The sequence below is a fragment of the Microbacterium sp. RURRCA19A genome (assembly GCF_900156455.1).
Taxonomy (GTDB): Bacteria; Actinomycetota; Actinomycetes; order Actinomycetales; family Microbacteriaceae; genus Microbacterium.
The window spans coordinates 161,601-187,516 of sequence record NZ_FTNQ01000001.1 but is presented as its reverse complement, the minus strand read 5'-3'; the positions used below and the strand labels follow the sequence as shown (position 1 = coordinate 187,516).

Annotated in this window: 22 protein-coding genes and 1 tRNA gene; 5 read left to right on the top strand and 18 right to left on the bottom strand. The window is 70.2% G+C overall.

The features are described 5' to 3' along the window. Positions 1-14 precede the first annotated feature (14 nt). Positions 15-641, bottom strand: a complete 627-nt coding sequence (locus tag BW982_RS00875) for a flavin reductase family protein (protein WP_076490232.1) — start codon at positions 639-641, stop codon at positions 15-17. Then, complete coding sequence (locus tag BW982_RS00870; protein WP_076490231.1) at positions 634-1,722, bottom strand: DUF1989 domain-containing protein; 1,089 nt, start codon at positions 1,720-1,722, stop codon at positions 634-636. The genes BW982_RS00875 and BW982_RS00870 overlap by 8 nt, the downstream gene beginning before the upstream one ends. A 138-nt stretch (positions 1,723-1,860) precedes the next feature. Here BW982_RS00870 and BW982_RS00865 point away from each other — a divergent pair, with 138 nt between their 5' ends. Next, complete coding sequence (locus BW982_RS00865) at positions 1,861-2,562, top strand: GntR family transcriptional regulator (protein WP_076490230.1); 702 nt, start codon at positions 1,861-1,863, stop codon at positions 2,560-2,562. An 8-nt stretch (positions 2,563-2,570) separates the two neighbouring features. On the opposite strand, the gene BW982_RS00860 is transcribed toward BW982_RS00865, so the two are convergent. Further along, positions 2,571-2,990 carry a hypothetical protein gene (locus BW982_RS00860; protein WP_076490229.1) on the bottom strand — a complete coding sequence of 140 codons (420 nt, stop codon included), beginning with the start codon at positions 2,988-2,990 and terminating at the stop codon, positions 2,571-2,573. Between the two features lie 149 nt (positions 2,991-3,139). On the opposite strand from BW982_RS00860, the gene BW982_RS00855 reads away from it, so the two are divergent. Together BW982_RS00855 and BW982_RS00850 are read left to right on the top strand one after the other, a co-directional pair. Then, the gene (locus tag BW982_RS00855) at positions 3,140-5,476 is read left to right on the top strand and encodes a DUF2510 domain-containing protein (RefSeq protein WP_076490228.1); all 2,337 of its coding nucleotides are present in this window, start codon (positions 3,140-3,142) and stop codon (positions 5,474-5,476) included. 116 nt (positions 5,477-5,592) lie between these two features. Beyond that, positions 5,593-7,872, top strand: a complete 2,280-nt coding sequence (locus BW982_RS00850; RefSeq protein WP_076490227.1) for a molybdopterin-dependent oxidoreductase — start codon at positions 5,593-5,595, stop codon at positions 7,870-7,872. Positions 7,873-7,879: 7 nt separating this feature from the next. On the opposite strand, the gene BW982_RS00845 is transcribed toward BW982_RS00850, so the two are convergent. From BW982_RS00845 to BW982_RS00830, 4 genes are all read right to left on the bottom strand, one after another. Next, a complete protein-coding gene (locus BW982_RS00845; protein ID WP_076490226.1) occupies positions 7,880-8,566 on the bottom strand; it encodes a hypothetical protein in 687 nt (228 codons plus the stop codon). A 115-nt stretch (positions 8,567-8,681) separates the two neighbouring features. Then, positions 8,682-8,753, bottom strand: a tRNA-Gln gene (locus BW982_RS00840). Positions 8,754-8,935: 182 nt separating this feature from the next. Next, positions 8,936-10,450 (bottom strand): glutamate--tRNA ligase, encoded by a 1,515-nt coding sequence (gene gltX, locus BW982_RS00835; RefSeq protein ID WP_076490225.1) that lies wholly within the window; start codon positions 10,448-10,450, stop codon positions 8,936-8,938. Between the two features lie 9 nt (positions 10,451-10,459). Continuing rightward, positions 10,460-11,440 (bottom strand): LysR family transcriptional regulator, encoded by a 981-nt coding sequence (locus tag BW982_RS00830; RefSeq protein ID WP_076490224.1) that lies wholly within the window; start codon positions 11,438-11,440, stop codon positions 10,460-10,462. Positions 11,441-11,520: 80 nt separating this feature from the next. On the opposite strand from BW982_RS00830, the gene BW982_RS00825 reads away from it, so the two are divergent. Next, positions 11,521-12,588 (top strand): aminotransferase class V-fold PLP-dependent enzyme, encoded by a 1,068-nt coding sequence (locus tag BW982_RS00825; protein ID WP_076490223.1) that lies wholly within the window; start codon positions 11,521-11,523, stop codon positions 12,586-12,588. Here BW982_RS00825 and BW982_RS00820 read toward each other — a convergent pair. From BW982_RS00820 to BW982_RS00800, 5 genes are all read right to left on the bottom strand, one after another. Continuing rightward, positions 12,572-13,810 (bottom strand): MFS transporter, encoded by a 1,239-nt coding sequence (locus BW982_RS00820; protein WP_076490222.1) that lies wholly within the window; start codon positions 13,808-13,810, stop codon positions 12,572-12,574. The genes BW982_RS00825 and BW982_RS00820 overlap by 17 nt on opposite strands. After that, complete coding sequence (locus BW982_RS00815; protein ID WP_076490221.1) at positions 13,803-14,570, bottom strand: fumarylacetoacetate hydrolase family protein; 768 nt, start codon at positions 14,568-14,570, stop codon at positions 13,803-13,805. The genes BW982_RS00820 and BW982_RS00815 overlap by 8 nt, the downstream gene beginning before the upstream one ends. A gap of 336 nt (positions 14,571-14,906) precedes the next feature. Then, positions 14,907-16,013, bottom strand: a complete 1,107-nt coding sequence (locus tag BW982_RS00810; protein ID WP_076490220.1) for a branched-chain amino acid aminotransferase — start codon at positions 16,011-16,013, stop codon at positions 14,907-14,909. 58 nt (positions 16,014-16,071) lie between these two features. Then, entirely contained in the window at positions 16,072-17,124 is a 1,053-nt protein-coding gene (locus BW982_RS00805) for a 3-isopropylmalate dehydrogenase (RefSeq protein ID WP_076490219.1), read from the bottom strand. A gap of 25 nt (positions 17,125-17,149) precedes the next feature. Further along, a complete protein-coding gene (locus tag BW982_RS00800) occupies positions 17,150-18,688 on the bottom strand; it encodes an MFS transporter (RefSeq protein ID WP_076490218.1) in 1,539 nt (512 codons plus the stop codon). Positions 18,689-18,769: 81 nt separating this feature from the next. On the opposite strand from BW982_RS00800, the gene BW982_RS00795 reads away from it, so the two are divergent. Further along, entirely contained in the window at positions 18,770-19,312 is a 543-nt protein-coding gene (locus BW982_RS00795; protein WP_076490217.1) for a TetR/AcrR family transcriptional regulator, read from the top strand. Positions 19,313-19,704: 392 nt separating this feature from the next. Here BW982_RS00795 and serA read toward each other — a convergent pair whose 3' ends face one another. From serA to BW982_RS00765, 6 genes are all read right to left on the bottom strand, one after another. Further along, entirely contained in the window at positions 19,705-21,309 is a 1,605-nt protein-coding gene (gene serA, locus BW982_RS00790; RefSeq protein ID WP_076490216.1) for a phosphoglycerate dehydrogenase, read from the bottom strand. A 202-nt stretch (positions 21,310-21,511) separates the two neighbouring features. Beyond that, positions 21,512-21,850: a bacitracin resistance protein gene (locus tag BW982_RS00785; RefSeq protein ID WP_076490215.1), complete on the bottom strand. Its 339-nt coding sequence runs from the start codon at positions 21,848-21,850 to the stop codon at positions 21,512-21,514. Continuing rightward, the gene (locus tag BW982_RS00780; RefSeq protein WP_076490214.1) at positions 21,847-22,377 is read right to left on the bottom strand and encodes a hypothetical protein; all 531 of its coding nucleotides are present in this window, start codon (positions 22,375-22,377) and stop codon (positions 21,847-21,849) included. The genes BW982_RS00785 and BW982_RS00780 overlap by 4 nt, the downstream gene beginning before the upstream one ends. A gap of 99 nt (positions 22,378-22,476) precedes the next feature. Beyond that, positions 22,477-23,502 (bottom strand): ketol-acid reductoisomerase, encoded by a 1,026-nt coding sequence (ilvC, locus tag BW982_RS00775; protein WP_076490213.1) that lies wholly within the window; start codon positions 23,500-23,502, stop codon positions 22,477-22,479. 67 nt (positions 23,503-23,569) lie between these two features. Beyond that, complete coding sequence (ilvN, locus tag BW982_RS00770; RefSeq protein ID WP_076490212.1) at positions 23,570-24,079, bottom strand: acetolactate synthase small subunit; 510 nt, start codon at positions 24,077-24,079, stop codon at positions 23,570-23,572. Between the two features lies 1 nt (position 24,080). Next, positions 24,081-25,886, bottom strand: coding sequence for an acetolactate synthase large subunit (locus BW982_RS00765; protein ID WP_076490211.1), 1,806 nt, complete (start codon positions 25,884-25,886; stop codon positions 24,081-24,083). Positions 25,887-25,916: the final 30 nt, after the last annotated feature.

Sequence of the window (25,916 nt, the reverse complement as noted above, 5' to 3'; positions counted from 1 at the left end):
TGGTCGGGTGGAGCTCAGAGGGAATCGATGTCGGTCGTGGGATCGCCGGTCAGGGTGAAACGTTCGCGCGTTGTCGTGTAGAAGCTCGCCCCGAACCGGGCGACCGGGGCGTAGTCGGTGAGCCGCACGCGCATTCGCGAGCGGTCGACGAGACCGGGGCGCGTGCGCAGGCGCTGGACACGACCGAAGTAGATCTCGCGGCTCGGGATGTCCATGCGCGAGAACAGCACGCATTCGAGCGCGACGGGTGCCTCCGCGATCACGGGCGGACGGACGGAGGCCGCGGGCACCGTGTCGATCGCGCGGTGTGCGAGCTCGTCGATCTCGGGGGGATGCCGCACGCTCGTGGCATCCATCGCCTCCACCAGGGGCCGATCGACGAGGTGGACGACGAACTCGCCGGTCGCGTCGATGTTCACCGCGGTGTCTTTGCGGACACCGCCGGGCAGGCGGTCGATGCTCACCATGACGAGCGGCGGGTCTTCGCCGACCATGGCGAACATCGAGAAGGGCGCGGCGTTGGGGACTCCGTCCGGGCCGAGCGTCGTCACCCAGGCGATGGGCCGCGGCACGATGAGCGAGGCCATCAGCTTGTACCGCTCGTACGGCGTCAGGGCGTCGAAGTCCTCGACGTCATGCATGGCTCTGCACCCACCAGCTGAGGACGATGTCGCGCAGCGCGGCCTCGTCGTCGTCGCCGTACAGGTCTCGACGCGCGTGGGCGTGGAGCAGGGCGCTGTCCGCTTCGCCGAGCTCGATCGGGAGGCGGTCGACCGTGACCGGGGTGCGCGCGAAACGGGGCTCGTAGGAGGCGTCCCTCTGCAGACGCCGTTCCGCTCGGATCTCCGGCTGAGCGAAGTCCGCGGGCGTGCGCTGCGCGCGGTGCACCTGCAGCGGCGGCACGCGGTCGAGGTCGGACTCGGCGGCGTCGAACACGGTGACGTCGAGCGGCCGCAGCGAGTAGTTGCTCGTGCGGAAGATGTCGTTGCCGCAGACGTTCGGCACCGCGAGGACGTCCATGACCGCGAGCATCTCCACGAAGGCGGTCGCCGGCGTGTGCTGGTGGACCACCTCGATCGAGCCATTCGCGTTGACCCGCGTGGCCATGAACAGGTTGAACGAGTCGTGCACGTCGTCCGGGGTCAGCCCGTACTCGCGCTGCGCCTCGGCCTGCATGTCGGCGCAGTTGGTGTGCTCGGCGAAGCCGAACATGGACTCGTACATCGCGGCACTGCACCGCGGGAAGAGGGTGTCGTTCAGGCCCGCGGCATCCGACAGGAGGAACATCATGGCTCGCTCGCGCGGAGGCGCCGACCACAGGAACGACCCCTCGCCCGGATGGATGCCGTGCAGCGTGCGCGTGCGACCGACGTGCATCGCCTCGCGATAGTCGTGCAGAGAGAAGACGTTCAGGTCGGCGCACTGATCGCCGTCGACCTGGGCCACGCGAAGGACCTGCCCGGCACGGACCTCGAACGCCTTGCCCGTCCCGGGCAGGAGCCGGTGCTCGGCTCGCACGACCCGCTCGGGCCCCGGCGTGAAGGCGATGTCGTCTCGCCAGGCGCGCACGACGCTCGCCGATCCCGGCAGCGATCGACGTGTCACCCCGCCCGCCGTCTCCCGAAGCGCGAGACTCACCAGGTCCGCCACCGTGCCCGCCTCGCCGACGAGCACGGATCGGTCGAGCAGCTCTCGCTGTTGGGCCGTCAAAGTCAGGTTCATGGGTCGCGCCTTTCTGTATACAGACAATGTTTTATCTCGTATACAGGTCGCGGGGATTTCGGCGAGGAGTCGCGCACGTTTCGGCGGTGACGAACGCCTTGTCCCGGGAGTCGTGAGGGTTTCGTATACAGTTTCGGCATGGTCGCGAGCACAGACGGCAGCAACGGGACACCCGCAGATCGCGCGGAGCGCGCGTACGCATCCGTCCGCGCGGCGGTGATCGAGGGCGCACTCGCGCCCGGAACGAAGCTGGGCGAAGAGGCCCTCGCCGCGCACTACGGCGTCAGTCGCACGCTGGTGCGCACCGTGCTCACACGCCTGGTGAACGACGGGCTCGTCGACTCGCCGCACGGGCGCTCGGCCGAGGTGGCGCACCCCACGATCGAGGAGGCGCGGGACGCGTTCGTGGTGCGGCGCGCGCTCGAGCGCGAGGCCGTGCTGCGCGTCGCGGAGCGGTGGGACGACGGCATCCACGAGCGGCTCCGGGCTCACGCCCGCGCAGAGCGGGAGGCGTGGACGGAGCGCCGCAGCGCGGCATCCGCACGACTGGGCGGCGAGTTCCACATCCTGCTGGCTCGCGAGAGCGGGAACGCGCTCCTCCAGCGCTACATGTCGGAGGTGGTCTCACGGACCGCTCTGATCCTCACCATCTACGGGCGCGACATCGAACAGGGCGCCTCGATCGCCGAGCACGACGAACTCATCGCCCTCCTCGCCGCCGGCGACGGCGCCGCGGCTGCCGATCACGTCGCAGCGCACCTCGACGGCGTGGAGACGAAGGCGCTGCGCGCCGAGACGCCCGTGGGCGATCCGCTGCTGTCGGTGCTCGCGCGCTACTGACGGTCGCCTCAGGGCGCGACGACCGCGATCGTGAACGCGCGCACCGTGCCGTCCGGCGCCGTCAACGTCGCCGTGGTCGTCCCGATCTTGCGCGCGATGAAGCCGGGCCGGAAGGTGGCTCCCTCATCGGAACCACCGGCGGAGAACTCGGCGATCGTCACGTCGGCGGTGCTTCCGCGCCACTGGTCCTCGGTGCCGTCGTCGACCGCGATGACGAGCGCGGTTCCGATGACCACGGCGACGTCGGTGCCCTCGAGCTGACCGGGCGACACGATCGTGGGAGGAAGCGCCTGGGACCCGCCGTCGGGGCTCGCGCTCGCTGCCGTCGTCGGAGCCGCGGGGACGGTGGGCTCGGTGGGGGCCGTGCAGCCACTCGTGAGCAGTGCGACGGTGACGAGGACGATGACGACGGATGACGATCGGGTCACGCCAGACCTTCTCTCGGGACGGAGCCGGAATCGGATGCTATCGCGGCGCGCCGCACATACACGATGTGGCGCGTCCGGCGCACGCCTTTGCCACTCCGTCCCGCATCGGGAACCATCGGAGATTCAGACCTGGGGGGAAGGCCGAACGCATGTCCGATGAGCCGCACAACACGCCGGAGGGCTGGTACGCCGACCCCTGGGACCCGCGCCAGCTGAGGTATTGGGACGGCACGACGTGGACGGGGCACGTGCACCCGACCACTGTCGGCGGTTCCACGGCCGGATCGAGCACGCAAGCGGCGCCGACCCCGTCGGCTGTCGCCGGCGGCGCCTCCGACGACGCGCCGGCCGGCGCCGCGCCCATTGACCGACCGCCGAGCCGACGCCGTGGACGGAAGGCCGGGCTGCTCATCGGCGGCATCGCCGTCGTCGCCGTGGCCGCGGTCGTCACCGCGCTGATCATCGTCCCCGGAGTCACCGGATCGAACGGGCGCGTCTACGCCGATCGGTCGACGCTGTACGACTTCACCGATCCCCGGCTCGGCTTGCCGCGCGACCACGTGTTCGAGATCGACGTCGACTACGACCTCGAATCCGCGAATGCCGCCCACGAAGCGGAGAACCCCGTTCCCGACCCCGATCGGCGCCCGGAGTCGGGCGCTCCGGACTGGGCGATCGAGGTCTACTACGACGCGGCGCTGACCAAGCCCGCGCAGTTCCTCACCTTCCAGAGCGAGCCGGGCGGCCGGGTCGAGGTGTCGGGCAACGAATCCGGGCGGGCCTACGGCGGCGCCGGTGACCGCGTGATCCAGGAACTCGACCGCAGCACGCCCTTCCGATGGGGACTGCACGACGAGTACTTCCTCGTTCAGCACCTCGAGAAGGACGGCAGCCCGCGCGCGAAACCGCTCGTGACGCGCTTCACCTTCGACACGCCTCTCGCGACCCCCGATGTCGTGTTCGGCTCCGGCGACGAGGCGGGGAGCCTCGCGATGTCGTGGACTCCGGTCGAGGGGGCGACGAGCTACCTCGTCGTCACCAACGAGGTCGGCCGCGGTGCCGACGGCTCGCAGTCGGTGCTCGCCGAGGTCACGGACACCCGGTGGAGCTCCGCGGGACAGACGGAGAGTTTCCAGAGCAAGGAAGCGACCTTCGTCTCGCGTCAGAACCTCGGTCTCGAGGGCTTCAACTACCGCGCGCTGACGCAGGATCAGACCGATGCCGGCGAGCAGCTCGATCCCGAGGAAGCGGCACGCGTCGCGCAATCGCTCGGCTCCGACATCGGAGTGATCGCCACCGACGGCTCCCGCTTCTCGGCCTACCACCCCCACGACATCGAAGAGGTGGCGGGATGGATGCCGCTGGAGGTGGCGATGAATGCCGACTCGGCCCTCAAGAACTGGGGGCCCAGCGGCTACATCGAGGGCATCGAGAACGTGCAGAAGGTGCTGCCGGTGACCTCGGTCGACGGACGCACCCGGAGCACGGTGGCGTTCCTGGACGAGGATGCCATCCTCGATCTCGGCGATCGGTGGGTCATCGCCCTGCGCGGTCGCAACACGCTGCTCGGGGACTGGATCCCGATCACGAAAGCCTCGACCCCCGACCCGCGAGCGTCGATCGCCCAGTTCAATGCGGCCGCTCTCGCGGCGGCACCGCCGACGGGCCAACCGCGGTTCGAGACGTTCGAGATCCCCGAGGACTCGCAGCTCAAGCCGGTGTCGGAGACACCGGACCTCGGATATCCGGTGTACGGCAGCACCGAGTTCTCCCGTTTCATCGGGGCGCACCTCATCGCGCAGACGGAGTGGATCGACATCTCGGCCTACGTCGATCAACCGGGCGCGCCGGACCCCTACGACGCGTTCTACGAGGCTCGGTATCAGAACCCCTACGCGTTCTCGCCGCAGGCGGTACGTCTGCGCGCCGACGGCAAGGCGATGCGGGTGACCTATCTGCTCCCCACCGACCAGGTCCGCCCGCTGCAGGAGCAGATGAAGGCCAAGGTGGACGGTGTCGTCGCCGAGGTGACGAACGACGGGATGAGCGCGCGTGACAAGGTCGCGGCCCTCAACGAGTGGCTCATCTCGAACGCCGAGTACGATCACCCGGCCTTCGACGCGATGCAGGCGATGGAGCCGCGGAGCATCCCGGCGGGGTACGAGTCCGCGTGGCTCGCCACCGGCACCCTCCTCGACGGCACCGGCGTGTGCGCCAGCTATGCCGCGGCGTTCACGGCGCTGGCCAATGCCGCAGGCGTGGAAACCGTGGTGGTCGGCGGCGACGTTCTCGCGGGCGGTCCGCACGCGTGGAACAAGGTGCGCGTCGACGAGCAATGGCTCGCGGTGGACACGACCTGGAACGACGGCGACGACCCCACCCGGTACCTGATGATCCGGGATGCCGAGTTCACCGACTCCGCCACGCGGACGCAGTCCTCGTACTGGATGATCGACTCGGCGATTCCGGCCTACGCCACGCCCTGATCCATCCGCGCACCGGCGACACCCCGGCGATCTCGACGGTCGCCGGGGTGCCCGTACCTTGACGCCGTGTTGCGCACCCGGCGGCCTGACGGCGTGACGTGGACCACGATGGACGGGTGACGCGAACGCAGGAGAGCAGCACGCACTGGGGCACCTTCCAGGTCGAGATCTCGGACGACGGCCGCGAGGTCGTCGAGACGCGGCCCTACTCCGACGATCCGGATGCCGCCCCCGCCATCGCCGCGGTCGCGGAGGGTCTGCGCCACCCGTCTCGTGTCACCCGTCCCGCGATTCGCCGCCGCTGGCTCGAGCGGGGCCCGGGGCCCGACCCGCTCCGCGGCACCCCCGACGACCAATACGTGGAGGTCGGGTGGGACGAAGCCCTCGACCTGCTCGCGCGCGAACTCGATCGGGTGCGCACCGTCCACGGCAACCGCGGCATCTTCGGGGGCTCGTACGGGTGGGGCAGCGCGGGGCGATTCCACCACGCGCAGAGCCAGCTCCACCGGTTCCTCACCTCCATCGGCGGGTACACCCGGTCGATCAACGACTACAGCCGCGGCGCCAGTCTCGTGCTGCTCCCCCACCTCATCGGGCCGCGAGGGATGCGCGAACTGCGCAACCGTCCACCGTCGTGGAGGCACATCGCCGAGCACACCGACCTCATGATCGCGTTCGGCGGACTTCGCCGGTCCAACACCTGGGTGGTGCCGGGCGGCCACGACCGTCACGTGGGGACGCGCCTGGCGGGCGAGGCGGCCGCGTCGACGCACATCGTCTCGGTGTCGTCCCAGCGGGACGACACCCTGGCCGAGTGGGATGCCGAGTGGGTCGGCATCCGGCCCGGAACCGACACCGCGGTGCTCCTGGCCCTCACCCACACGCTGGTGACGGAGGGGCTCGCCGACGAGGCGTTCCTCGCCACGCACACGGTCGGCGCCGACCGGGTCCGCGCGTACCTCCGCGGTGAGCCGGACGGCGTGGCGAAGACGCCGGAGTGGGCGGAAGCCGTCAGCGGGGTCCCGGCCACGACGATCCGCGACCTCGCGCGCCGCGCGGCGGCCGGGCGGACGCTGGTGAACGTGACCTATTCGCTGCAGCGCGCCGAACACGGAGAGCAGGCGATCTTCGCGGCGGTGACATTCGCCGCGTTCCTCGGACAGATCGGTCTTCCCGGCGGCGGTTTCACCCACGGCTACGGCTCCATGGGCGACTACGGAGTCGGCGTCGTACCGGTGCCGCTGCCGACGTTCCCACAGGGGCGAAACCCCGTCACGGACTTCATCCCCTGCGCCCGCATCAGCGACCTCCTCCTCCACGGGGGCGAGAGCATCCCCTACGACGGCGGGACACTCGGGCTGCCCGTCATCCGACTCGTGTACTGGGCGGGCGGGAACCCGTTCCACCATCACCAGGATCTCCGGCGTCTGACCCGAGCCGTCGCCGCGGTGGACACGCTCGTGGTGAACGAGTTCCACTGGACCCCGACGGCCCGTCACGCCGACATCGTGCTCCCCGCCGCGACCGGCCTCGAACGCGACGACCTCGCGGCCGGGGCGGGTGACACTCGCCTGCGCACGATGCCGCGGGCCGTCGCACCCGCGGGCGAGGCCCGCGAGGAGTTCTGGATCTACGATCAGCTGGCCCGGCGCTTGGATGCCGACTTCGCGGAGGGCCGCGACAGTCGGGAGTGGCTGGAGACGATCTACGAGGAATGGCGCGAAAGACCGGACACGCCGGACGCGCCCCCGTTCGAGGAGTTCTGGCGGAACGGCGGAACACCGCTCCCCCAGCACCACTACCGGGACGACGCGTTCACCGACTACCGTGCGGATCCCGTCGCACATCCCCTGGACACGCCCAGCGGTCGCATCGAGCTGTTCTCCACCACCCTCGACGCCTTCGGACTCGCCGACACCGCCGGACACGCGGTCTGGATCGACACCGCCGAACCGCCCGGCTCTCCCTATGACCTGCAGCTGCTGTGCACCCAGCCCTCGCGCCGTCTGCACAGCCAGCTGGACATGGCCGCGCCCAGCCGCTCGACGAAGGTCGCCGACCGCGAACCGGTCCGACTGCACCCCTCCGACGCGGCCGCGCGCGGACTGACCGACGGCGACGTCGCGTTGGTCCACAGCGCGCAGGGCAGCCTGCTCGCGGGCGTCGTGACCACCGACGCGCTCCTGTCCGGAGTCGCGCAGATGCACACGGGTGCCTGGTACGACCCCAGCGCCCCGGAGATCGCCGACTGCGTGAACGTCCTGACGAAGGACGTCGGCACGTCGCAACTCACCCAGGCGTCGAGCGGCGCGCGGGTGGCCGTGAGCATCGCGCGGTACGACGGGGAGCTGCCGCCCGTCCGGGCGTACGAGGGGCCGCGGCTGGCGGCGCGCTGAGCGCGGATCAGCGCGTCAGCGTGTACACGAGCTGGAGCGATCCCCCGGCGGTGATGTTCACGTCGGCGGTGATGGTCAGCCCTCCGGATGCCACGGCGGGGAGGCTGACCGTCGATGCCACGCCCTCCTCGCGCGCCGCGGCGCCGACCTCGTCGCCCAACGTCGCGAGATCGGCATCCGACCAGCCCCACGCGTTCGCGCGCGCGCGAAGATCCGCGGAGATCGCCGACCAGGCGCCACTGGACGCGGGCTCGACCGAGACCCCCGTGATGCCGTCCTGCCCCGTCGTGATGTCGAAGTGCGACACTCCGCCGAAGGTGATGTCCTCGCCGTTCGTGCGGATGTCCAGAGCGAGCGGGACGAGCGTGTCGATCGCGGTGGTGCCGGCGAGTGGAAGACCGAGCTCGGTCGCGGAGGTTCCCGAAGCGAGGTCCACGGTCGCCCGCCCCTGCCGGTTGAAGTAGTCCTGACCCGCCTGATCGAAGCGGGACTGGCCGTCGGGCAGCTGCTGGTCCGCGGCGGCGACCGGCGACTCCTCGGTCCACCACGAGTTGTTCATGGCGTAGGCCCCCACGCCGATCACCACGCAGATGACCGCGGCGATGGCCAGCGTGATCCACGTGAGCAGCCGGTTCTTCCGCGCGGCGCGCGCGCTCGGCGAATCGGTCCGTGGCCGGATGTCGGTGGAAGTCATGCTTCCTGCCTACCAAAGGTCGAGAGGAGGCTCCAGGGGCTCCCCGTGCGCCGGCGGAGAAGCAAGAAACCCCGGCTGTCCGCGGGAATGCGGTCTGACCGGGGCTTTCGTCTTGCTGGGGTACCTGGACTCGAACCAAGAACAACGGAACCAGAAACCGCCGTGTTGCCAATTACACCATACCCCAAGGCGCTGAACCGAAGTTCGTGCCGAGGATCAAGCTTACGTGACGCGGGGCCGTGCGCCAAACCGGCGCCCGCCCGCGCGCGTCGCGCGGCGCCGCACACCCGCTTCGGCGTCCAGGACACGCGGATGCCGCGGCGTGGCATCCGCGTGTCCTGGACACTCAGCGACCGTGCGACGTGGGCGTCAGCCCAGGTGCTGCACCAGAGCGTCGAGGCGACGAAGCGTCGCGGCCTTGCCGAGGAGTTCCATCGACTCGAACAGCGGGGGCGACACGCGACGGCCCGTCAGGGCGACGCGGGGCGGACCGTAGGCCACGCGGGGCTTCAGGCCGAGTTCGTCGACGAGCGCGGCGGACAGCGCCTCCTGGACCGCGGCGGCGGTGAACTCCGTCTCGGGGATGAGCTCGAGCGCACCGACGGATGCCACGAGCACCTCACCCGCATTCGCCGGCAGGCCCTTGAGCGCGTCCTCGGCGTACGACACCTCGTCGACGAAGAGGAAGCCGAGCATCCCCGGCACCTCGCCGAGCAGCTGCACGCGCTCCTGCACGAGGGGCGCGGCGGCCGCGATGATCGCGCGGTGCTCCGCGGACGGCTCCTCGCCGATGAACCCCGCGGCAGCGAGGTAGGGCACGATGCGGGCGGCGAAGTCGTCGGCATCCAGCATCCGGATGTGGTCGCCGTTGATCGCCTCGGCCTTCTTCTGATCGAAGCGGGCCGGGTTGGGGTTCACGTCGGCGATGTCGAACGCGGCGATCATCTCGTCGAGCGAGAACACGTCGCGGTCGCTCGCGAGCGACCAGCCGAGCAGAGACAGGTAGTTGAGCAGGCCTTCGTGGATGAAGCCCTTCTCGCGTTGCAGGAAGAGGTCTGCCTGCGGGTCGCGCTTGGACAGCTTCTTGTTGCCGGTCTCGCCCAACACGAGGGGCATGTGGCCGAAGCGCGGGATGAACGTCGTGACCCCGGCATCCACCAGAGCGGAGTACAGCGCGAGCTGACGCGCCGTCGACGGCATGAGGTCCTCACCACGGATGACGTGGGTGATGCCCATCAGGGCGTCGTCGACCGGGTTCACGAAGGGGTACAGCGGCACTCCCCCGGCGCGCACCAGCACGAAGTCGGGGAATGAACCCGCGGGGAAGGTGACCTCGCCGCGGATGAGGTCGACGTAGCTGAGGTCGTGGTCGGGCACGCGCAGACGCCACGCGGGCTGACGCCCCTCGGCGCGGAACGCCGCCTTCTGCTCATCGGTGAGATCGCGGTCGAAGTTGTCGTAGCCGAGCTGCTTCGCGCGACCGTTGGCCTCGTTGCGGGCGTCGATCTCTTCGGCGGTCGAGTAGCTCTCGTACACCGCGCCGGCGGCGATGAGCTTGTCGAGCACCTCGCGGTAGATCTCATGGCGCTGCGACTGCCGGTACGGGGCGTGCGGACCGCCGACCTCGACCCCCTCGTCCCAGTCGATGTTCATCCAGCGCAGCGCCTCGAGGAGCTGCTGGTAGCTCTCCTCGCTGTCGCGGGCGGCATCCGTGTCCTCGATGCGGAACACGAGCTTCCCACCGTTGTGGCGCGCGTAGGCCCAGTTGAACAGGACGGTGCGGATCAGACCGACGTGCGGCAGGCCCGTCGGGGAGGGGCAGAAGCGGACGCGCACGTCGGCGCCGGTGGCGGTCGTGGTGCGGGGATCGGGTGTGGCAGACACCCCCCGATCCTACTCGGCGGCGCCCGCGCGGCCCGGGCGCCCCGGCGCCGGGTGCGGATGATCGACGAGCACTTCGTCGACGACTCCCAGGGCCGCACCGACGGCCGGGACCCGGTCGGCTCCGCGTGCCGTGACGACGTGCAGCGTCCGCGCCTCGGACGCCGGCAGGCGGGGCACCGCGATCCCCGCGACGAGCGGGAGGGATGCCACGGCCATCCCCGGCAGGATGGCGACGCCGACCCGCTGGGCGACGAGGTTCTCGACGGCGACGTAGTTGTCGGTCTCGAACGCGATGTCGGGGACGAAGCCGGCACGTCCGCACGCTTCGAGGAGGTGACCCCGGCACTGCGGGCACCCCGCGATCCAACGCTCCCCGGCGAGACGCGACAGATCCACCGGGTCGTCGCCCGCGACCGGATGATCGGAGGGGACGACGAGCACCGTGTCGTCGCCGCCGACCGCACGGACGCTCAGACCGCCCGCCGCGGACTCGAGCTGCTCGCGACGGTCGCCGGGGAAGCTGTAGATGAGGGCGATGTCGGCGCGATCCTCGCGGACCGCCGCGATCGCCTCGGGCGGCTCGGCCTCGACGAAGCTGAGCGCGACCCCGGGCCGACGAGCCGACAGTGCGGCGATCACCCGGGGCACGACCGTCGAGGATGCCGACGGGAACGCGGCGATCCGCACGCGTCCCGCCCGCATGCCGCGCAGTTCCGCGAGGTCGCCGGCGGCGGCATCCAGCGCGGTCGTCACCGTCGCGGCGTGCCGGGCGAGCACCCACCCGGCCTCCGTCAACCGGACCCCGCGCCCCACGCGTTCCACGATCGGCAGGCCCGAGCGACGCTCCAGCCGCCGCAGCTGCTGACTGACCGCGGGCTGGCTGTAGCCGAGGGCGCGCGCCGCCGCCGTGATCGAACCGGTGTCGGCGATCGCCTTCACGACGCGGAGGACGTGCGCATCGAGCCCGTCGGCGTGGGGTGCATCGCTCATGCCAGAACATAACCATGGCGAATGCGTTTCATGCAAAACATCCAGTGGTGCTATGGACAGGGCGCGGGCACGCTGGTCCTATGACCCTCGCGCCGCACTTCGCCGGAGGCCGCGACTACCTCGCCGCCTGCACGCTCGGGCTTCCGCCCCGCGCGACGGTCGCCGCCGTGTCCGCCGACCTCCAGGCCGCGGCATCCGGGCGACCCGACGTCGCCGCCGCCACGCGGGCGGTCGAAGACGCCCGACGCTCCTACGCGCACCTCGTCCACGCGCCCGTGTCGGGTGTCGCGATCGCCGCGCAGACCTCGGTCGCCGTCTCGCTCATCGCCGCCGCCGTGCCCGACGGGGCGGAGGTGCTGTGCCCCGAAGGCGACTTCGCGTCGCTCGTGGCCCCCTTCGCGCACGCGGGTCGCGGCGTACGCCTGCGGTCCGTCCCGCTGAGCCGTCTCGCCGACGAGGTCACGGCCGAGACGTGGCTCGTGGCGTTCTCCCTCGTGCAATCCGCCACCGGCGAGGTCGCCGACGCCGCCGGGATCGCCGCCGCAGCGGCCCGGGCGGGCGCACGCACCCTGTGCGATCTGACGCAGGCGGCCGGGTGGTTGCCCGTGGATGCCACTCTCTTCGACGCCACGGTGTGCCACGCGTACAAGTGGCTGTGCGCTCCCCGCGGGGTCGGCTTCCTCACCCTGTCCCCGGCCCTCGCGCGTGAACTCCGTCCCGTGCACGCCGGCTGGTACTCGGGGGACGATCCGTGGGCGTCCTGCTACGGCGTGTCGGCACCGCTGGCGTCGGATGCCCGACGCTTCGACGTCTCGCCGGCCTGGCAGGCGTTCGTCGGCGCCGCGCCCGCCCTCGCGCTGTTCGCCTCGGCCGATCCGGCCGCCGTGCACGCGCACACGACGGGGCTCGCCGCGCGCTTCCGTGCGGGAATGGACCTGGACGAGCCCCCACGCCCCTCGGCCATCGTCACGTGGCCGGATGCCGAGGGCTGCGCGCTCGCGCGACTCACGGCATCCGGAATGATCGCGTCGGGACGCGCGGGCCGCGCCCGGGTCGCCTTCCACGTCTTCAACGACGAGGGCGACGTCGACCGCGCGCTCTCGGCCCTGCGCGGCCGGCTCAGCGCGCCGCTCACCGTCGCGCTCTGACCGCCACGGCTCCGATGCACACGGCCGCGACGGGCACGAGCGCCCAGAGCGCGAGCCCGCCGTATCCCGCGACGTTCAGGATCACGCCCGCGAGAACGGACCCGGCGGCGGCGCACGCCGTCATCAAGGTGTCGCTGCTTCCCTGACGCCGGGGACGACCCGCGAGCGGAGTCGCCTCGGTCAGGAGCGCCGAGCCTGCGACCGTGGCCGCGCTCCAGCCGAGACCCAGCAGCACCAGGGCGACGAGCACCCCCGCCTGCGACCACGGCAGCGTCGCCGCCACCGCCAACGCCGCAGCGAGCAGCACTTGCCCGAGAAGGACGACGGGGATCCGCCCCACACGGTCAGCGAGGATCCCGAAGACGGGCGACAGCCCGTACATCCCGAACACGTGCAGCGCGATCGTGACGCCGACGGCGAGGGTCACGGCATCCGGAGCGACGATGTGCGACAGATGCACGGGCGTCATCGCCATGACGGATGCCATCGTCACGTGCGACGCAGCCACGGCGAACATCGCGTACCGGGCCAGTGCGGGCCGATCGACCACGGCCTCCACGGTCGCGGCGCCCGCGCTCTCGCGGTCGCGTCTCTGTGCGAGGAGCAGCGGGTCGGGCCGCAGGACCAGCACGTACAGCGCGAGCGCGCACGCCTGGGCCGCGAAAGAGAACAGGTACGCACCGGTGAGCCGTGGCATCCCGATGCCCGCCCCGAGGACCTCGCCCGGCGCCAGCAGCAGAGGACCGACGACACCGCCGACGGTGGTCGCCCAGACGACCGTCGCGAGGTCTCTGCCCCGACGGGTCGTGCTCGCGAGGTCGGTCGCGGCGAACCGCGCCTGCAGAGTGGCGGCATTCCCCGCGCCGATCAGGGCGATCCCGGCGAGGAGCAGGGGGAACAGCCGCAGGGCTGCGGCGACGATCACGACGGCGATGCCGACGAGCGCGGCGACGTTCCCCGCGCTCAACGCGAATCGACGACCGCGCGCCGCCGCGAGGCGGGCAAGCGGGATCGCCGTGAGAGCCGCGCCCAGTGTCACCGCCGCGGTGGCGAAGCCGGACAACGCCTCCTGCCCCGACAGATCGGCGGCGAGCAGAGCGCCCAGCGACAGCGTCGACCCGAACGCGACGCCCGTGAGCACCTGCCCGGACGCGAGGACCCGTACGGTCCGGCGCTGCACGAGCGCGATGTCGGGCGCCGCGGCCGACCTCGGCTCAGGCATCGCGCACGGTGTTGCGCAGCACCCCGATCCCGCTCACCTCGACCTCGACGGTGTCGCCCGCCTCGAACGGGCCGATCCCGGCGGGGGTCCCCGTCAGGATCAGGTCACCGGGCAACAGCGTGAACACCGACGACGCGTAGGCGATGAGATCGGGCACCGAGTGGATCATGTCCGACATCGGTCCGTTCTGCCGCACCTCGCCGTTGACGCGGGTCGTGATGATCGCGGCATCCGTGTCGAGCTCGGTCTCGATGACCGGCCCGACCGGGCAGAAGGTGTCGAAGCCCTTCGCGCGAGTCCACTGCCCGTCGGTCTTCTGCAGATCGCGGGCGGTGACGTCGTTGGCGACGGTGTACCCGAAGACGTAGTCGGATGCCCGCTCGGCCGGGACGTTCTTCGCGATGCGGCCGATGACGACCGCGACCTCGCCCTCGTAATCGGTCCGCGAGCTGAGCGTGGTCGGACGGACGATGACGTCGTCCGGACCGATCACCGAGGTGTTGGGCTTGAGGAACATGAGCGGTTCGGCGGGTGCTTCGCCGCCCATCTCGGCCGCGTGGTCGTGGTAGTTCTTGCCGATGCAGACGACCTTCGAGCGCGGAATGACCGGAGCCAGGAGCGTGACCTCGGACAGCGGGATCCGCTCCCCCGTCGTCTCGAACCCGGCGAACAGGGGGTCACCCGCGAGGACGACCAGTTCGGCATCGTCGACGATGCCGTAGCGGAGGGTTTCCTGGTAGCTGAACCGAGCGATCTTCACCGTCTCAGCCTAACCGCGGCCCACCCGACACCCCGTCCTGCCCTGGCGCCGCGTCCGGCCCCGGCGCTGCATCCTGCCCCCGCGCCGCGTCCGCCCCGGGCGCTGCCCGGACCCGTTGCTGCTCTGCCCCGGCCCCGTTGCTGCTCTGCCCCGGCGCCGCGTCCGGCCCCGGCGCTGCTCGAGCCTCTGGCGATAAACGGCATCCACGATGAAACACGCGGGGAGAGCCCGTTTCTCGTCGCCGATGCCGTTTATCGGTGGGGCGGAACCCACAGGCACGGGTACCCAACGGCGGAGGGGCCCCCTCGCGGGGACCCCTCCGGATGCGCAACGCCCTCAGGCGTCGAGGCGATACAGCCAGCCGTGCCGGTCTTCCGCGCGACCGTACTGGATGTCGGTCAGTTCCTGACGCAGCTCCAGCGCGAGCGTGCCGGTCGGCTGCTCGTCGATGAAGTCCTTGCCCTTGAGCACACCGATGGGGGTCACGACGGCGGCGGTACCGCACGCGAACACCTCGACGATGTCTCCGGATGCCACACCCTCGCGCCACTCGGTGAGCGAAACGTTGCGTCCGACCACGTGGTGACCGCGGTCGCGGGCGAGCTGCAGCAGCGAATCGCGCGTGATGCCCTCGAGGATGGAGTCGGACTGCGGCGTGACGATGGTGCCGTCCTTGTAGACGAACACGACGTTCATTCCGCCGAGCTCCTCGATGTTGCGGTCCTGGTCGAGGAAGACGACCTGATCGCACTCGTTCTCGTACGCCTCGGACTGGGGCAGGAGACTCGCGGCGTAGTTACCGCCGGTCTTCGCCGCGCCCGTTCCGCCCTTGCCGGCGCGCGAGTAGTCCTCACTTAGCCAGATCGACACCGGCTGGACTCCGCCCTTGAAGTACGCACCCGCGGGGCTCGCGATCAGGTAGTACGCCACCTTGTGCGCCGGGCGGACACCGAGGAACGCCTCCTTCGCGAACATGAACGGACGCAGGTACAGGCTCTGGTCCTCACCGGAGGGCACCCAGTCGCCGTCGACCGCGATCAGCTCGCGCAGCGACTGCAGGAAGTACGGCACCGGCAGCTCGGGCAGAGCCAGACGGCGCGCCGAACGCTGCAGACGACGTCCGTTCTGATCGGGGCGGAACGTGTGCACCGAGCCGTCGGCGTGACGGTAGGCCTTGATGCCTTCGAAGATCTCCTGCCCGTAGTGGAGCACGGCCGCGGCGGGGTCGAGCGAGATCGGACCGTAGGGCGAGACGCGCGGCCGGTGCCATCCCCCGCGGACCGACCAGCAGACGTCGACCATGTGGTCGGTGAAGTGCTGCCCGAATCCCGGGCTGGCGAGGATCTCGGCGCGCTGCGCGGGGCTCTTGGCGGCGAGATTGCGGGTGACGGCGAACTCGAGCGGGTCGAGTCCGGTGTCGGGGTCGGTGTCGATGGTCGTCATGGTCTCTTTCACACGGTGTCGGGGGGCGCGGGCGGCGGCGCGTGCCGATCGGTCCAGGTTACGCCTGGACGCGGGCGGCGATGGCGTCGCCGATCTGCGCGGTGCTGCGCGGGGTGGCATCCCGGGTCGCGATGTCGTCTTCCACGGCGCGGGTGACGCGAGTGGCTTCGTCGGGGAGCCCGAGGTGATCGAGCAGAAGGGCGACGGAGAGGATCGCGGCCGTGGGATCGGCCTTCTGGGTGCCCGCAATGTCGGGCGCCGATCCGTGGACGGGCTCGAACATCGAGGGGAACGCGCCGTCGGGGTTGATGTTGCCCGATGCGGCGAGGCCGATGCCACCGGTGACGGCGCCGGCCAGGTCGGTCAGGATGTCGCCGAAGAGGTTGTCGGTGACGATCACATCGAAGCGGCTCGGGTTCGTGACCAGGAAGATGGTGGCCGCGTCGACGTGCAGGTAATCTACGTCGACCTCGGGGTGCTCCGACGCCACGGCGTCGACGATCCGCTTCCACATGCCACCGGCGTGCACCAGGACGTTCGTCTTGTGCACGAGCGTGAGCTTCTTCCGGCGACGCTCGGCGAGGTCGAACGCGTAGCGCACAACCCGCTCGATGCCGTAGGCGGTGTTCACGGACGTCTCGTTCGCGACTTCGTGCGGCGTGCCGCGCCGGATGGAGCCGCCGTTGCCGACGTACGGCCCTTCGGTACCCTCGCGGACCACGACGAAGTCGATGTCGCCCGGGTTCGCGAGCGGACCGGTCGCTCCGGGGTACAGCTTCGAGGGGCGCAGGTTGACGTAGTGGTCGAGCTCGAAACGCAGCTTCAGCAGCAGGCCGCGCTCGATGTTCGCGTCCTTCAGGCGCGGGTCGCCGGGCACACCCCCGACCGCGCCCAGGAGGATCGCGTCGTGCTCGGCGATCGCGGCGAGGTCCGCATCGGTGAGCGTGTCGCCCGTCTCGAGGTAACGGCCGGCGCCGAGGGAGAACGGCGTCTTCTCGAATTCCACACCGGACCCGGCGGTGACCGCGTCGAGGACCTTCACGGCCTCGGTGACGACCTCGGGACCGATGCCGTCACCGGGGATGACGGCCAGTTTGACGACGCGCGACATCGCACTCCTCAGCGCTCAGGGCGCATCACTTCGTCGACGCGCCGCGGGTTCCTCCCAGGGTAGTGGCAGCGATGAGGGCCGCCACGACGATCAGCCCGGCACCGATCAACGCCGTGACCACGACGCCGGAATCGAACGCGTGCGCGGCCGCGAGACGCAGCGATTCCGCCAGAGCGGCATCGTCCAGCGTGTGCGACACCGCCACCGCCCCGGCGAGGGTCTCGCGGGCCGCGTCGGCGGCAGCCTCGGGGAGTCCGGCCGGAAGCACGAGCTGTGCGCGGTAGAACGCGGCGAGGATGCCGCCGAGCACCGCCGTACCGAGCACGGCCCCCACTTCGTAGGCCGTCTCCGACACCGCGCTGGCCGCACCGGCCTTCGCCGGCGGGGCGCTGGACAGGATGAGCTCGTTCGACACGGTCTCAGCGGCACCGATGCCGATTCCGAGGAGACCGAAGGCGACGATGAGCAGCACGAGGTCGCCGGTGGACACCGCGACCAGGACGTACGCGACCACCGAGAAGCCCAGTGCCGCGGGGACGACGACCCGCGGCGCGAACCGCTGCGCCACCGGGACTACGGCGAGGCCCGACACGATCATCAGCACGAGCCCCGGCAGCAGCGCGAAGCCGGCCACCATCGGCGTGAGTCCGACGACCAGCTGCAGGTGCTGTGCCACGAAGTACAGGAAGCCCACGAGACCGACGACGCTGAGCAGGTTGACCAGGATCGCGCCGGAGAACGTGCCCCGACGAAACAGCGACATGTCGAGCATCGGGGTGGGCAGGGAACGCTGCCGCCGCACGAACAGCCAGCCGAACACGACGCCGATGACGAAGAGAGCACCGGTGGTCAGGGTCGGACCGTCGACGGCCAGCTTCTTGATGCCGTAGACGACCGGCACCATCGTCGCGAGCGAGAGGAAGACGCTCACCGGGTCGAACCGGCCCGGGGCAGGATCGCGACTCTCGGGCACGAAGAACGGCGCCAGCACCAGCAAGGGCACGAGCACGGGCACGGCCATGAGGAAGACCGACCCCCAGGTGAAGTGTTCGAGCAGGAACCCGCCCACGATCGGACCGAGAGCGGCGCCCGCGGAGAACCCGGACGCCCACACCGCGATGGCGAGGCGTCGCTCGTCGCGGTCGCGGAAGATGCTGCGCAGCAGCGACAGGGTGGAGGGCATCAGCATCGCACCGAACACACCCATCAGAGCGCGTCCCGCGATCAGCAGCGCCGCGGTGGGCGCGAACGCGGAGAGCGCGGAGACAACCGCGAATCCGGTAGCGCCGATCAGGAGCATGCGCCGCCGGCCGAACCGGTCACCCAGCGTGCCCATGGTGACGAGGAGTCCGGCTAGAACGAGCGGGTAGACGTCGATGATCCAGAGCTGCTCGATGCTCGACGGCTGCAGCGACAGCGCGATCTCGGGCAGAGCGAAGCTCAGCACGGTGTTGTCGACCGACACGAGCAGCACGGGCAGCATGAGCACCGCCAGCGCGAACCACCCGCGCCAGCCGGCGCGAGGAGCGTTGATCTCTTGAGTGGGCAACGACGAGGTGAGCATTCTTCCGAGTTCCGTTTCTAAACCGTCCAGCCGGTATAGTAACAGAATCGACACACCGCCCGCCATTACGATCTAAAGGCCATGAGCAGACCCCCACTCGCCCGCGAGGCCGTCCTCGACGCCTTCACCCGCATCCTCGTCGACGACGGCGAACGGGCGGCGACGATGGATGCCACGGCCCGCGCCGCCGGTGTCAGCAAGGGCGGACTTCTCTACCACTTCAACTCGAAGAGCGCGCTGGAGGAAGCCCTCGTGCAGCGCCTCGAGACGCTCGCCCAGCAGGACGTCGACGAAATCGAGAACTCTCCGGAAGGCGTCGTGGCCGCGCACCTGCGCTCGTCGCAGAACACCGGTTCGCCCCTGGATGTGACCATCCTCGCGGTGTCACGGTTGGCTCAGAACGGCAGCGACGCCGCATCGGCGAGCCTGCGCCGTGTCCGCGAACTCTGGGAAGACAGCCTGCGCGCCCACACCCGTGACGAGACCGCCCTGCAGATGGTCCTGCTCGTGAGCGACGGGCTCTACTTCAACGCCGTTCTCGACCTCAACGCGCTCCCCGGCCCCGCACTCGAGGGCACCGACCTCGACGCGCTCATCTCCGCGGTCGTCGCAGCGACCACCTGAGATCGGCGATCGCCCCGGCGCGGGACGCGAACGATCCCGGATGCCTCCAGCGCCACGCCCAGCAGGACACCGGCCGCGCCGACGACCGCGAGGGATCCCCACCACCGGCCGCCCACGATCTCGGCGAGCCCGACGATGAGGAGGGCGGAGCCGACAGCCACCGACGCCAGCCGACCGACCAGGGAGAAGAGCATGGGTCGATGCTGACGACGAACGGGCCCGGCGGTCGCCGGGTCCCGCCGATTCCATCCTCCGCCGGACGGATCTCACCCGAGACCGCACCCCGTGTGCCGCCCAGGACGGATCGTGGACGCAGCCGAACGGACGAGAACCCGAAACGCAGGAGGAGGGGGCCGCTTACGCGACCCCCTCCCCCGCACTTCCGTCGTGCGTCAGCTCTCGACGATCTCGATCTGACGGAACAGATCAGCGTTCACGGCTTCGCGCATCGCCGCGAGGATCTCATCGGGCACCGGGGAGTCGACCGTGAGCACGGACAGTGCACGGCCCGTGGCATCCGGTCGGGCGACCTGGAGGCCGGCGATGTTGATGCCCGCCTCACCGAGCTTCTGACCGTAGATCGCGACGATGCCGGGACGGTCGGCATAGCGCATCACGATGTGGTGCGCCTCGATCGGAACCTCGATCTCGTAGCCGTTGATGCCCACGACCTTCGGCACCATGCGCGTGCCGGCGAGCGTACCGGCGACCTCGAGGGTCGAGCCGTCCGCCAGAGTGCCGCGCAGGATCGTGATGTTGCGGTAGAGCGGGCTCTCCGACTCGACGACGAGTCGGGTCTCGACGCCGCGCTGCTCGGCGAAGAGCGGCGCGTTGACGTACGACACCGTCTCGCTGACGATGCGGCTGAAGATGCCCTTGAGAGCCGCGAGACGATACACGCTCACGTCGTACTCCGCGAGCTCGCCGCGAACCTCGATGTCGAGGCTCGACAGGGCGCTGTCGGCCAGACCGCTGAAGAACTGACCCAACATCTCCACCAGGGCGATGCCCGGGCGCACGAACGGATCGATCGCGCCACCGGCGACGTTGACGGCATCCGGGACGAGGTCTCCCTCGAGGGCGAGCTTGACCGAACGCGCGACGGAAACGCCGGCCTTCTCCTGGGCCTCTTCGGTGCTGGCGCCGAGGTGGGGCGTGACGACCACGTTGGGCAGGTCGAGGAGCTTGCGCGCCGGACCACCCTCGACCGGGGGCTCGGTCGAGAAGACGTCGAGGCCGGCTCCAGCGATCTCGCCCGAGGTGAGCGCGTCGTACAGCGCGTCCTCGTCGATCAGACCGCCGCGCGCGACGTTGATGACGTAGGCCGACTTCTTCATGCGACGCAGCTGCTCGGTACCGATCATCCCGGTCGTCTCCGGGGTCTTCGGCATGTGGATCGTGACGAAGTCGCTCTGGTCGAGGAGCTCGTCGAGCGAGACGAGCTGCACGCCGAGCTGCTGCGCGCGCGTCGCGGTGACGTACGGGTCATAGGCGATCACGCGCATGTCGAACGCCTGCAGCCGCGCCGCGATGAGGGCGCCGATGCGACCGAGGCCGATGATGCCGATCGTCTTCTCGAAGAGCTCGGTGCCGGTGAAGGAGCTGCGCTTCCACAGTCCCTGAGCGAGAGAGGCGTGGGCGGCGGGGATCCGACGTGCGAGGCTGAGGACGTGACCGACGGTCAGCTCCGCGGCGGAGATGATGTTCGACGTGGGTGCGTTGACGACCATCACACCGGCCGCGGTCGCCGACTTGATGTCGACGTTGTCGAGTCCGACGCCGGCGCGAGCGACCACCTTCAACGACGGCGCGGCGGCGAGGGCCTCCGCGTCGATCTGGGTGGCCGAGCGCACGAGCACCGCGTGCGCGTCGGCGAGGGCCGAGAGCAGCGCGGGGCGGTCGGTCCCGTCGACGTGGCGCACGTCGAAGTCGGGGCCGAGCGCGTCGATCGTGGCGGGAGAGAGTTCTTCGGCGATGAGCACGACGGGCTTCGTCACGGATGCGTCCTTCGAAACGGTGCTGGGGAGCGGCGCGCACCGCCGCGCATCGCCGGCGCGAACCGGGCGCGCGACCCGTGCGGGCCGTCTGCCAGCCTAGCGCTGCAACGGCAGGCGTCCGACCGCGTGACGCTCCGGCGGGCGCGACCCGCAGCCGCGCCGAAGGCGTATGTCGGGCGACCCGCCGCCATCCGACGGGCGATCAGCCGCCGTACAACCCGTACGACGTCGCTCCGTACCCGACGATCGCCAGCCAGAACGCGGCGGACAGGGTGAGCCCGGCGAGCAGGGCCAGCGAGAATTCCCCTGCCTTGCGGCGCGCGCCGATCGCGAACGCGACGCCGAAGGCCACCAGGGGGAACACGATCGGCAGGATGTAGACGAACCATCCCAGCCCGTTCAGGCCGAGGGCGCCGGTCGCCTGCTGCACGAGCAGCGCCACCGAGCTCCAGACGACGAAGGCGTACAGCAGGCCGAAGAGCCCGGCGATGGTCACGACGAGCCACGTCGGCAGGCGGCGGACGCGGGTGGTGGCGCTCATACGGAAGCTCCCAACGAGAGGAAGGGCCACGGAACGAGCAACAGGATGCCGAGGATGAGCAGCAGGAACCGCTGCCACGTGCGCCAGCCGCGCGTGAGCGCCAGGACGGTCACGAACCACACCGGCGGCGCGAGGGTCGCGGCGATGGTCAGCGCGAGGACCGTGACGTCGGGGATGGGGAGGCCGAGGTCGCGCAGACGGAATCCGGCCACCAACCAGCCGACCGCGAAGAGCAGGAACGTCGCGGCGATCATCCCGATGCCGACGAGCCCGACATTGCCGAGCGGCGCCGAGTGTTCGGCATCCCCCTCATCCGTGGTCTCGGCGTCGGCTTCGGGCGCGGTTCCCGGATGCCGGGATGCCGGCGCCGCCGAGGTCGACAGCGGTTCCGGCTGGAGCGGTTCGGGCTCGGCCTCGTGCTGCAACGGCAAGGGCTCGGCTTCGGAGACCCGCTTCTCGCCCACATCGAGCGTCGGGTCGTCGTCACCGCCCCAGGAGAGGGCGTCGTCGTCGCGCGGTGTGCTCACGCCTCCACGCTAGCGCTGCACGCCCGTGGGGCGTCGATGCCCCGCCGCAACGGCGAACGCCCCGGAACCAGGACGGTTCCGGGGCGTTCGCGGCGGGGATCAGCGCGCGGCGGAACCCTCGACGTAGTCGGAGTCCTGCTGCTTCCAGGCGAACAGGCCGCGGAGCTCCTTGCCCGTGGCCTCGATCGGGTGCCCCTGCTCCTTCTCGCGGAGGGCGAGGAACTCGGGGGCGCCGTTGTCCTGGTCGGCGATGAAGCGCTGCGCGAACGCACCGGACTGGATGTCGGCGAGAACGGCCTTCATGTTCTCCTTGACGTCCGGCGAGATGACGCGGGGGCCGGAGACGTAGTCGCCGTACTCGGCCGTGTCGGAGATCGACCAGCGCTGCTTGGCGATGCCGCCCTCCCACATGAGGTCGACGATGAGCTTGAGCTCGTGCAGCACCTCGAAGTAGGCGATCTCGGGCTGGTAGCCGGCCTCGGTCAGCGTCTCGAAGCCGTACTGGACGAGGTGGCTCATGCCACCGCACAGGACGGCCTGCTCGCCGAACAGGTCGGTCTCGGTCTCTTCGGTGAAGGTCGTCTTGATGACGCCGGCGCGGGTGCCGCCGATGGCCTTCGCGTACGAGAGGGCGGTGTCCCAGGCCGAGCCCGAGGCGTCGCGCTCGACGGCGATGATGTCGGGGATGCCGCGGCCGGCGACGTACTCGCGACGGACGGTGTGGCCGGGCGCCTTGGGGGCGACGAGGATCACGTCGACACCCTCGGGGGCGTCGATGTAGCCGAAGCGGATGTTGAAGCCGTGCGCGAAGGCGAGCGTCTTGCCCTCGGTGAGCTTGTCCTTGATGGAGTCGGCGTAGATCGAGCGCTGGTGCTGGTCGGGCGCCAGGATCATGATCAGGTCGGCCCAGTCGGTCGCGTCGGCGACGTTCTTGACCTCGAAGCCGTCCTCCTGCGCCTTCGCGGCCGACTTCGAGCCGTCCTTGAGCGCGATGACGACCTCGACGCCGGAGTCGCGGAGGTTCTGCGCGTGGGCGTGACCCTGCGAGCCGTAGCCGACGATCGCGACCTTCTTGCCCTGGATGATCGAGAGGTCGGCGTCGTCGTCGTAGAAGATCTCTGCCATGGGGATGCTTTCTCCTTGGATACTGGTCCCGCGACGGGACCGGGGTGTGTGAAAAGGGGTGAGAGGTTCAGCCGCGCAGGACGCGTTCGGTGATGCTCTTGCCACCGCGGCCGACGGCGAGCAGGCCCGACTGCGCGAGCTCCTTCACTCCGAACGGCTCGATGGCCTTGAGGAATGCGCTGACCTTGCCGGAGTCGCCGGTGATCTCGATGACGAGGGCGTCGGGCGCGTAGTCGACCACCGACGCGCGGAACAGGTTCACGACCTCGAGCACGTGGGAGCGGCTGGCGTTGTCGGCGCGGACCTTCACGAGCACGTGCTCGCGCTGCACCGAGCTGGCCGGGTCGAGCTCGACGATCTTGATGACGTTGATGAGCTTGTTGAGCTGCTTCGTCACCTGCTCGAGCGGCAGGCCCTCGACGTCGACGACGACCGTGATGCGGGACAGGCCCGGCACCTCGGTGACGCCCACGGCGAGCGACTCGATGTTGAAGCCGCGACGGGCGAACAGCCCCGCGACGCGGGTCAGCAGACCCGGCTTGTCCTCGACGAGGAGACTCAGAACGTGACGAGACATCTCAGTCCTCCTGCTCGGCGAAGGCGGGCGAGTGATCGCGGGCATACTGGACATAGCTGTTGCTGACGCCCTGCGGGACCATCGGCCACACCATGGCATCCGCGCTCACGACGAAGTCGATGACGACCGGTCGGTCGTTGGTGTCGAGCGCGAGCTGGATGGCCGCGTCGATCTCATCTTCCTTCTCGACCCGGATGGCGAGGCATCCGTAGGCTTCGGCGAGCTTGACGAAGTCCGGGATGCGACGCGTCCCGTGCCCCGTGTTCAGGTCGGTGTTGGAGTGACGCCCGTCGAAGAACAGCGTCTGCCACTGGCGGACCATGCCGAGGGACGAGTTGTTGATGATCGCGACCTTGATCGGGATGTCGTTGATGACGCAGGTCGCGAGCTCCTGGTTGGTCATCTGGAAGCAGCCGTCACCGTCGATCGCCCAGACGACGCGCTCGGGCTCGGCCACCTTGGCGCCCATCGCGGCGGGAACCGAGTACCCCATCGTTCCGGCACCGCCGGAGTTGAGCCACGCGTTGGGACGCTCGTACTTGATGAACTGCGCCGCCCACATCTGGTGCTGGCCGACTCCCGCGGCGTAGATCGCCTCGGGCCCGGTCAGCTCGCCGATCCGCTGGATCACGTGCTGCGGAGACAGGAGCCCGTCGGTGGTGGGCGTGTAGCCGAGCGGGAACTCCTCGCGGAGACCGTTGAGGAAGGTCCACCACTCCGAGTAGTCGACCTCGGTCTCGGATGCCGCCTGCCGGAACGCGGCATCCAGGTCGACGAGCACCTCCTTGAGGTCGCCCACGATCGGAACGTCCGCGGTGCGGATCTTGGAGATCTCAGCGGGATCGATGTCGACGTGCACGACCTGCGCGTTCGGAGCGAAGAGCGCCGCCTTGCCGGTCACGCGGTCGTCGAAACGGGCGCCCAGCGACACGATGAGGTCGCTGTCCTGGAGCGCCAGGACAGCGGGCACCGTGCCGTGCATGCCGGGCATCCCGAGGTGCTGGTCGTGCGAGTCGGGGAACGCCCCGCGCGCCATCAGCGTCGTCACCAGCGGAGCGCCGGTCGCCTCGGCGAACGTCTTGAGCTCGGCCGACGCCTTCGCGCGGATCACACCGCCCCCGACGTACAGCACGGGCTTCTTCGCGTGCGCGATCAGCTGCGCCGCGGCCTGGATCTGCTTGCCGTGGGCCTTCGTGACGGGACGGTAGCCGGGCAGATCGATCTTCGGCGGCCAGATGAACGGCGCCGAGTTCTGCTGCGCGTCCTTCGTGATGTCCACCAGCACCGGGCCGGGACGCCCGGTCGAGGCGATCTCGAACGCCGCGGCGATCGCGCCGGGGATCTCCTCGGCGGACTTCACCAGGAACGAGTGCTTCGTGATCGGCATCGTGATGCCGACGATGTCGGCTTCCTGGAAGGCATCCGTCCCCATGAGGGTCGAGAACACCTGGCCGGTGATGCAGACCAGCGGCACCGAGTCCATGTAGGCGTCGGCGATCGCGGTGACGAGGTTGGTCGCACCGGGGCCGGACGTCGCGATGGCGACGCCGGTGCGACCGGAGGCTGCGGCATACCCCTCGGCCGCGTGGCCGGCGCCCTGCTCGTGGCGCACGAGGATGTGGCGGACGTTCTCGTCGTCCATGAGCGGGTCGTAGACGGGCATGATCGCGCCGCCCGGCAGACCGAACACATCGGTCACGCCGAGCAGGTCGAGCGAACGGACGACCGCCTGGGCGCCCGTGAGCACGGGCGCCGGGGCGGTGCGAGCGGGGGGCCGGGGAACGGCCGTGGCGGATTCGGCGGACATGGTGGTACCTCGGAACCAGGTGGGGGTGAA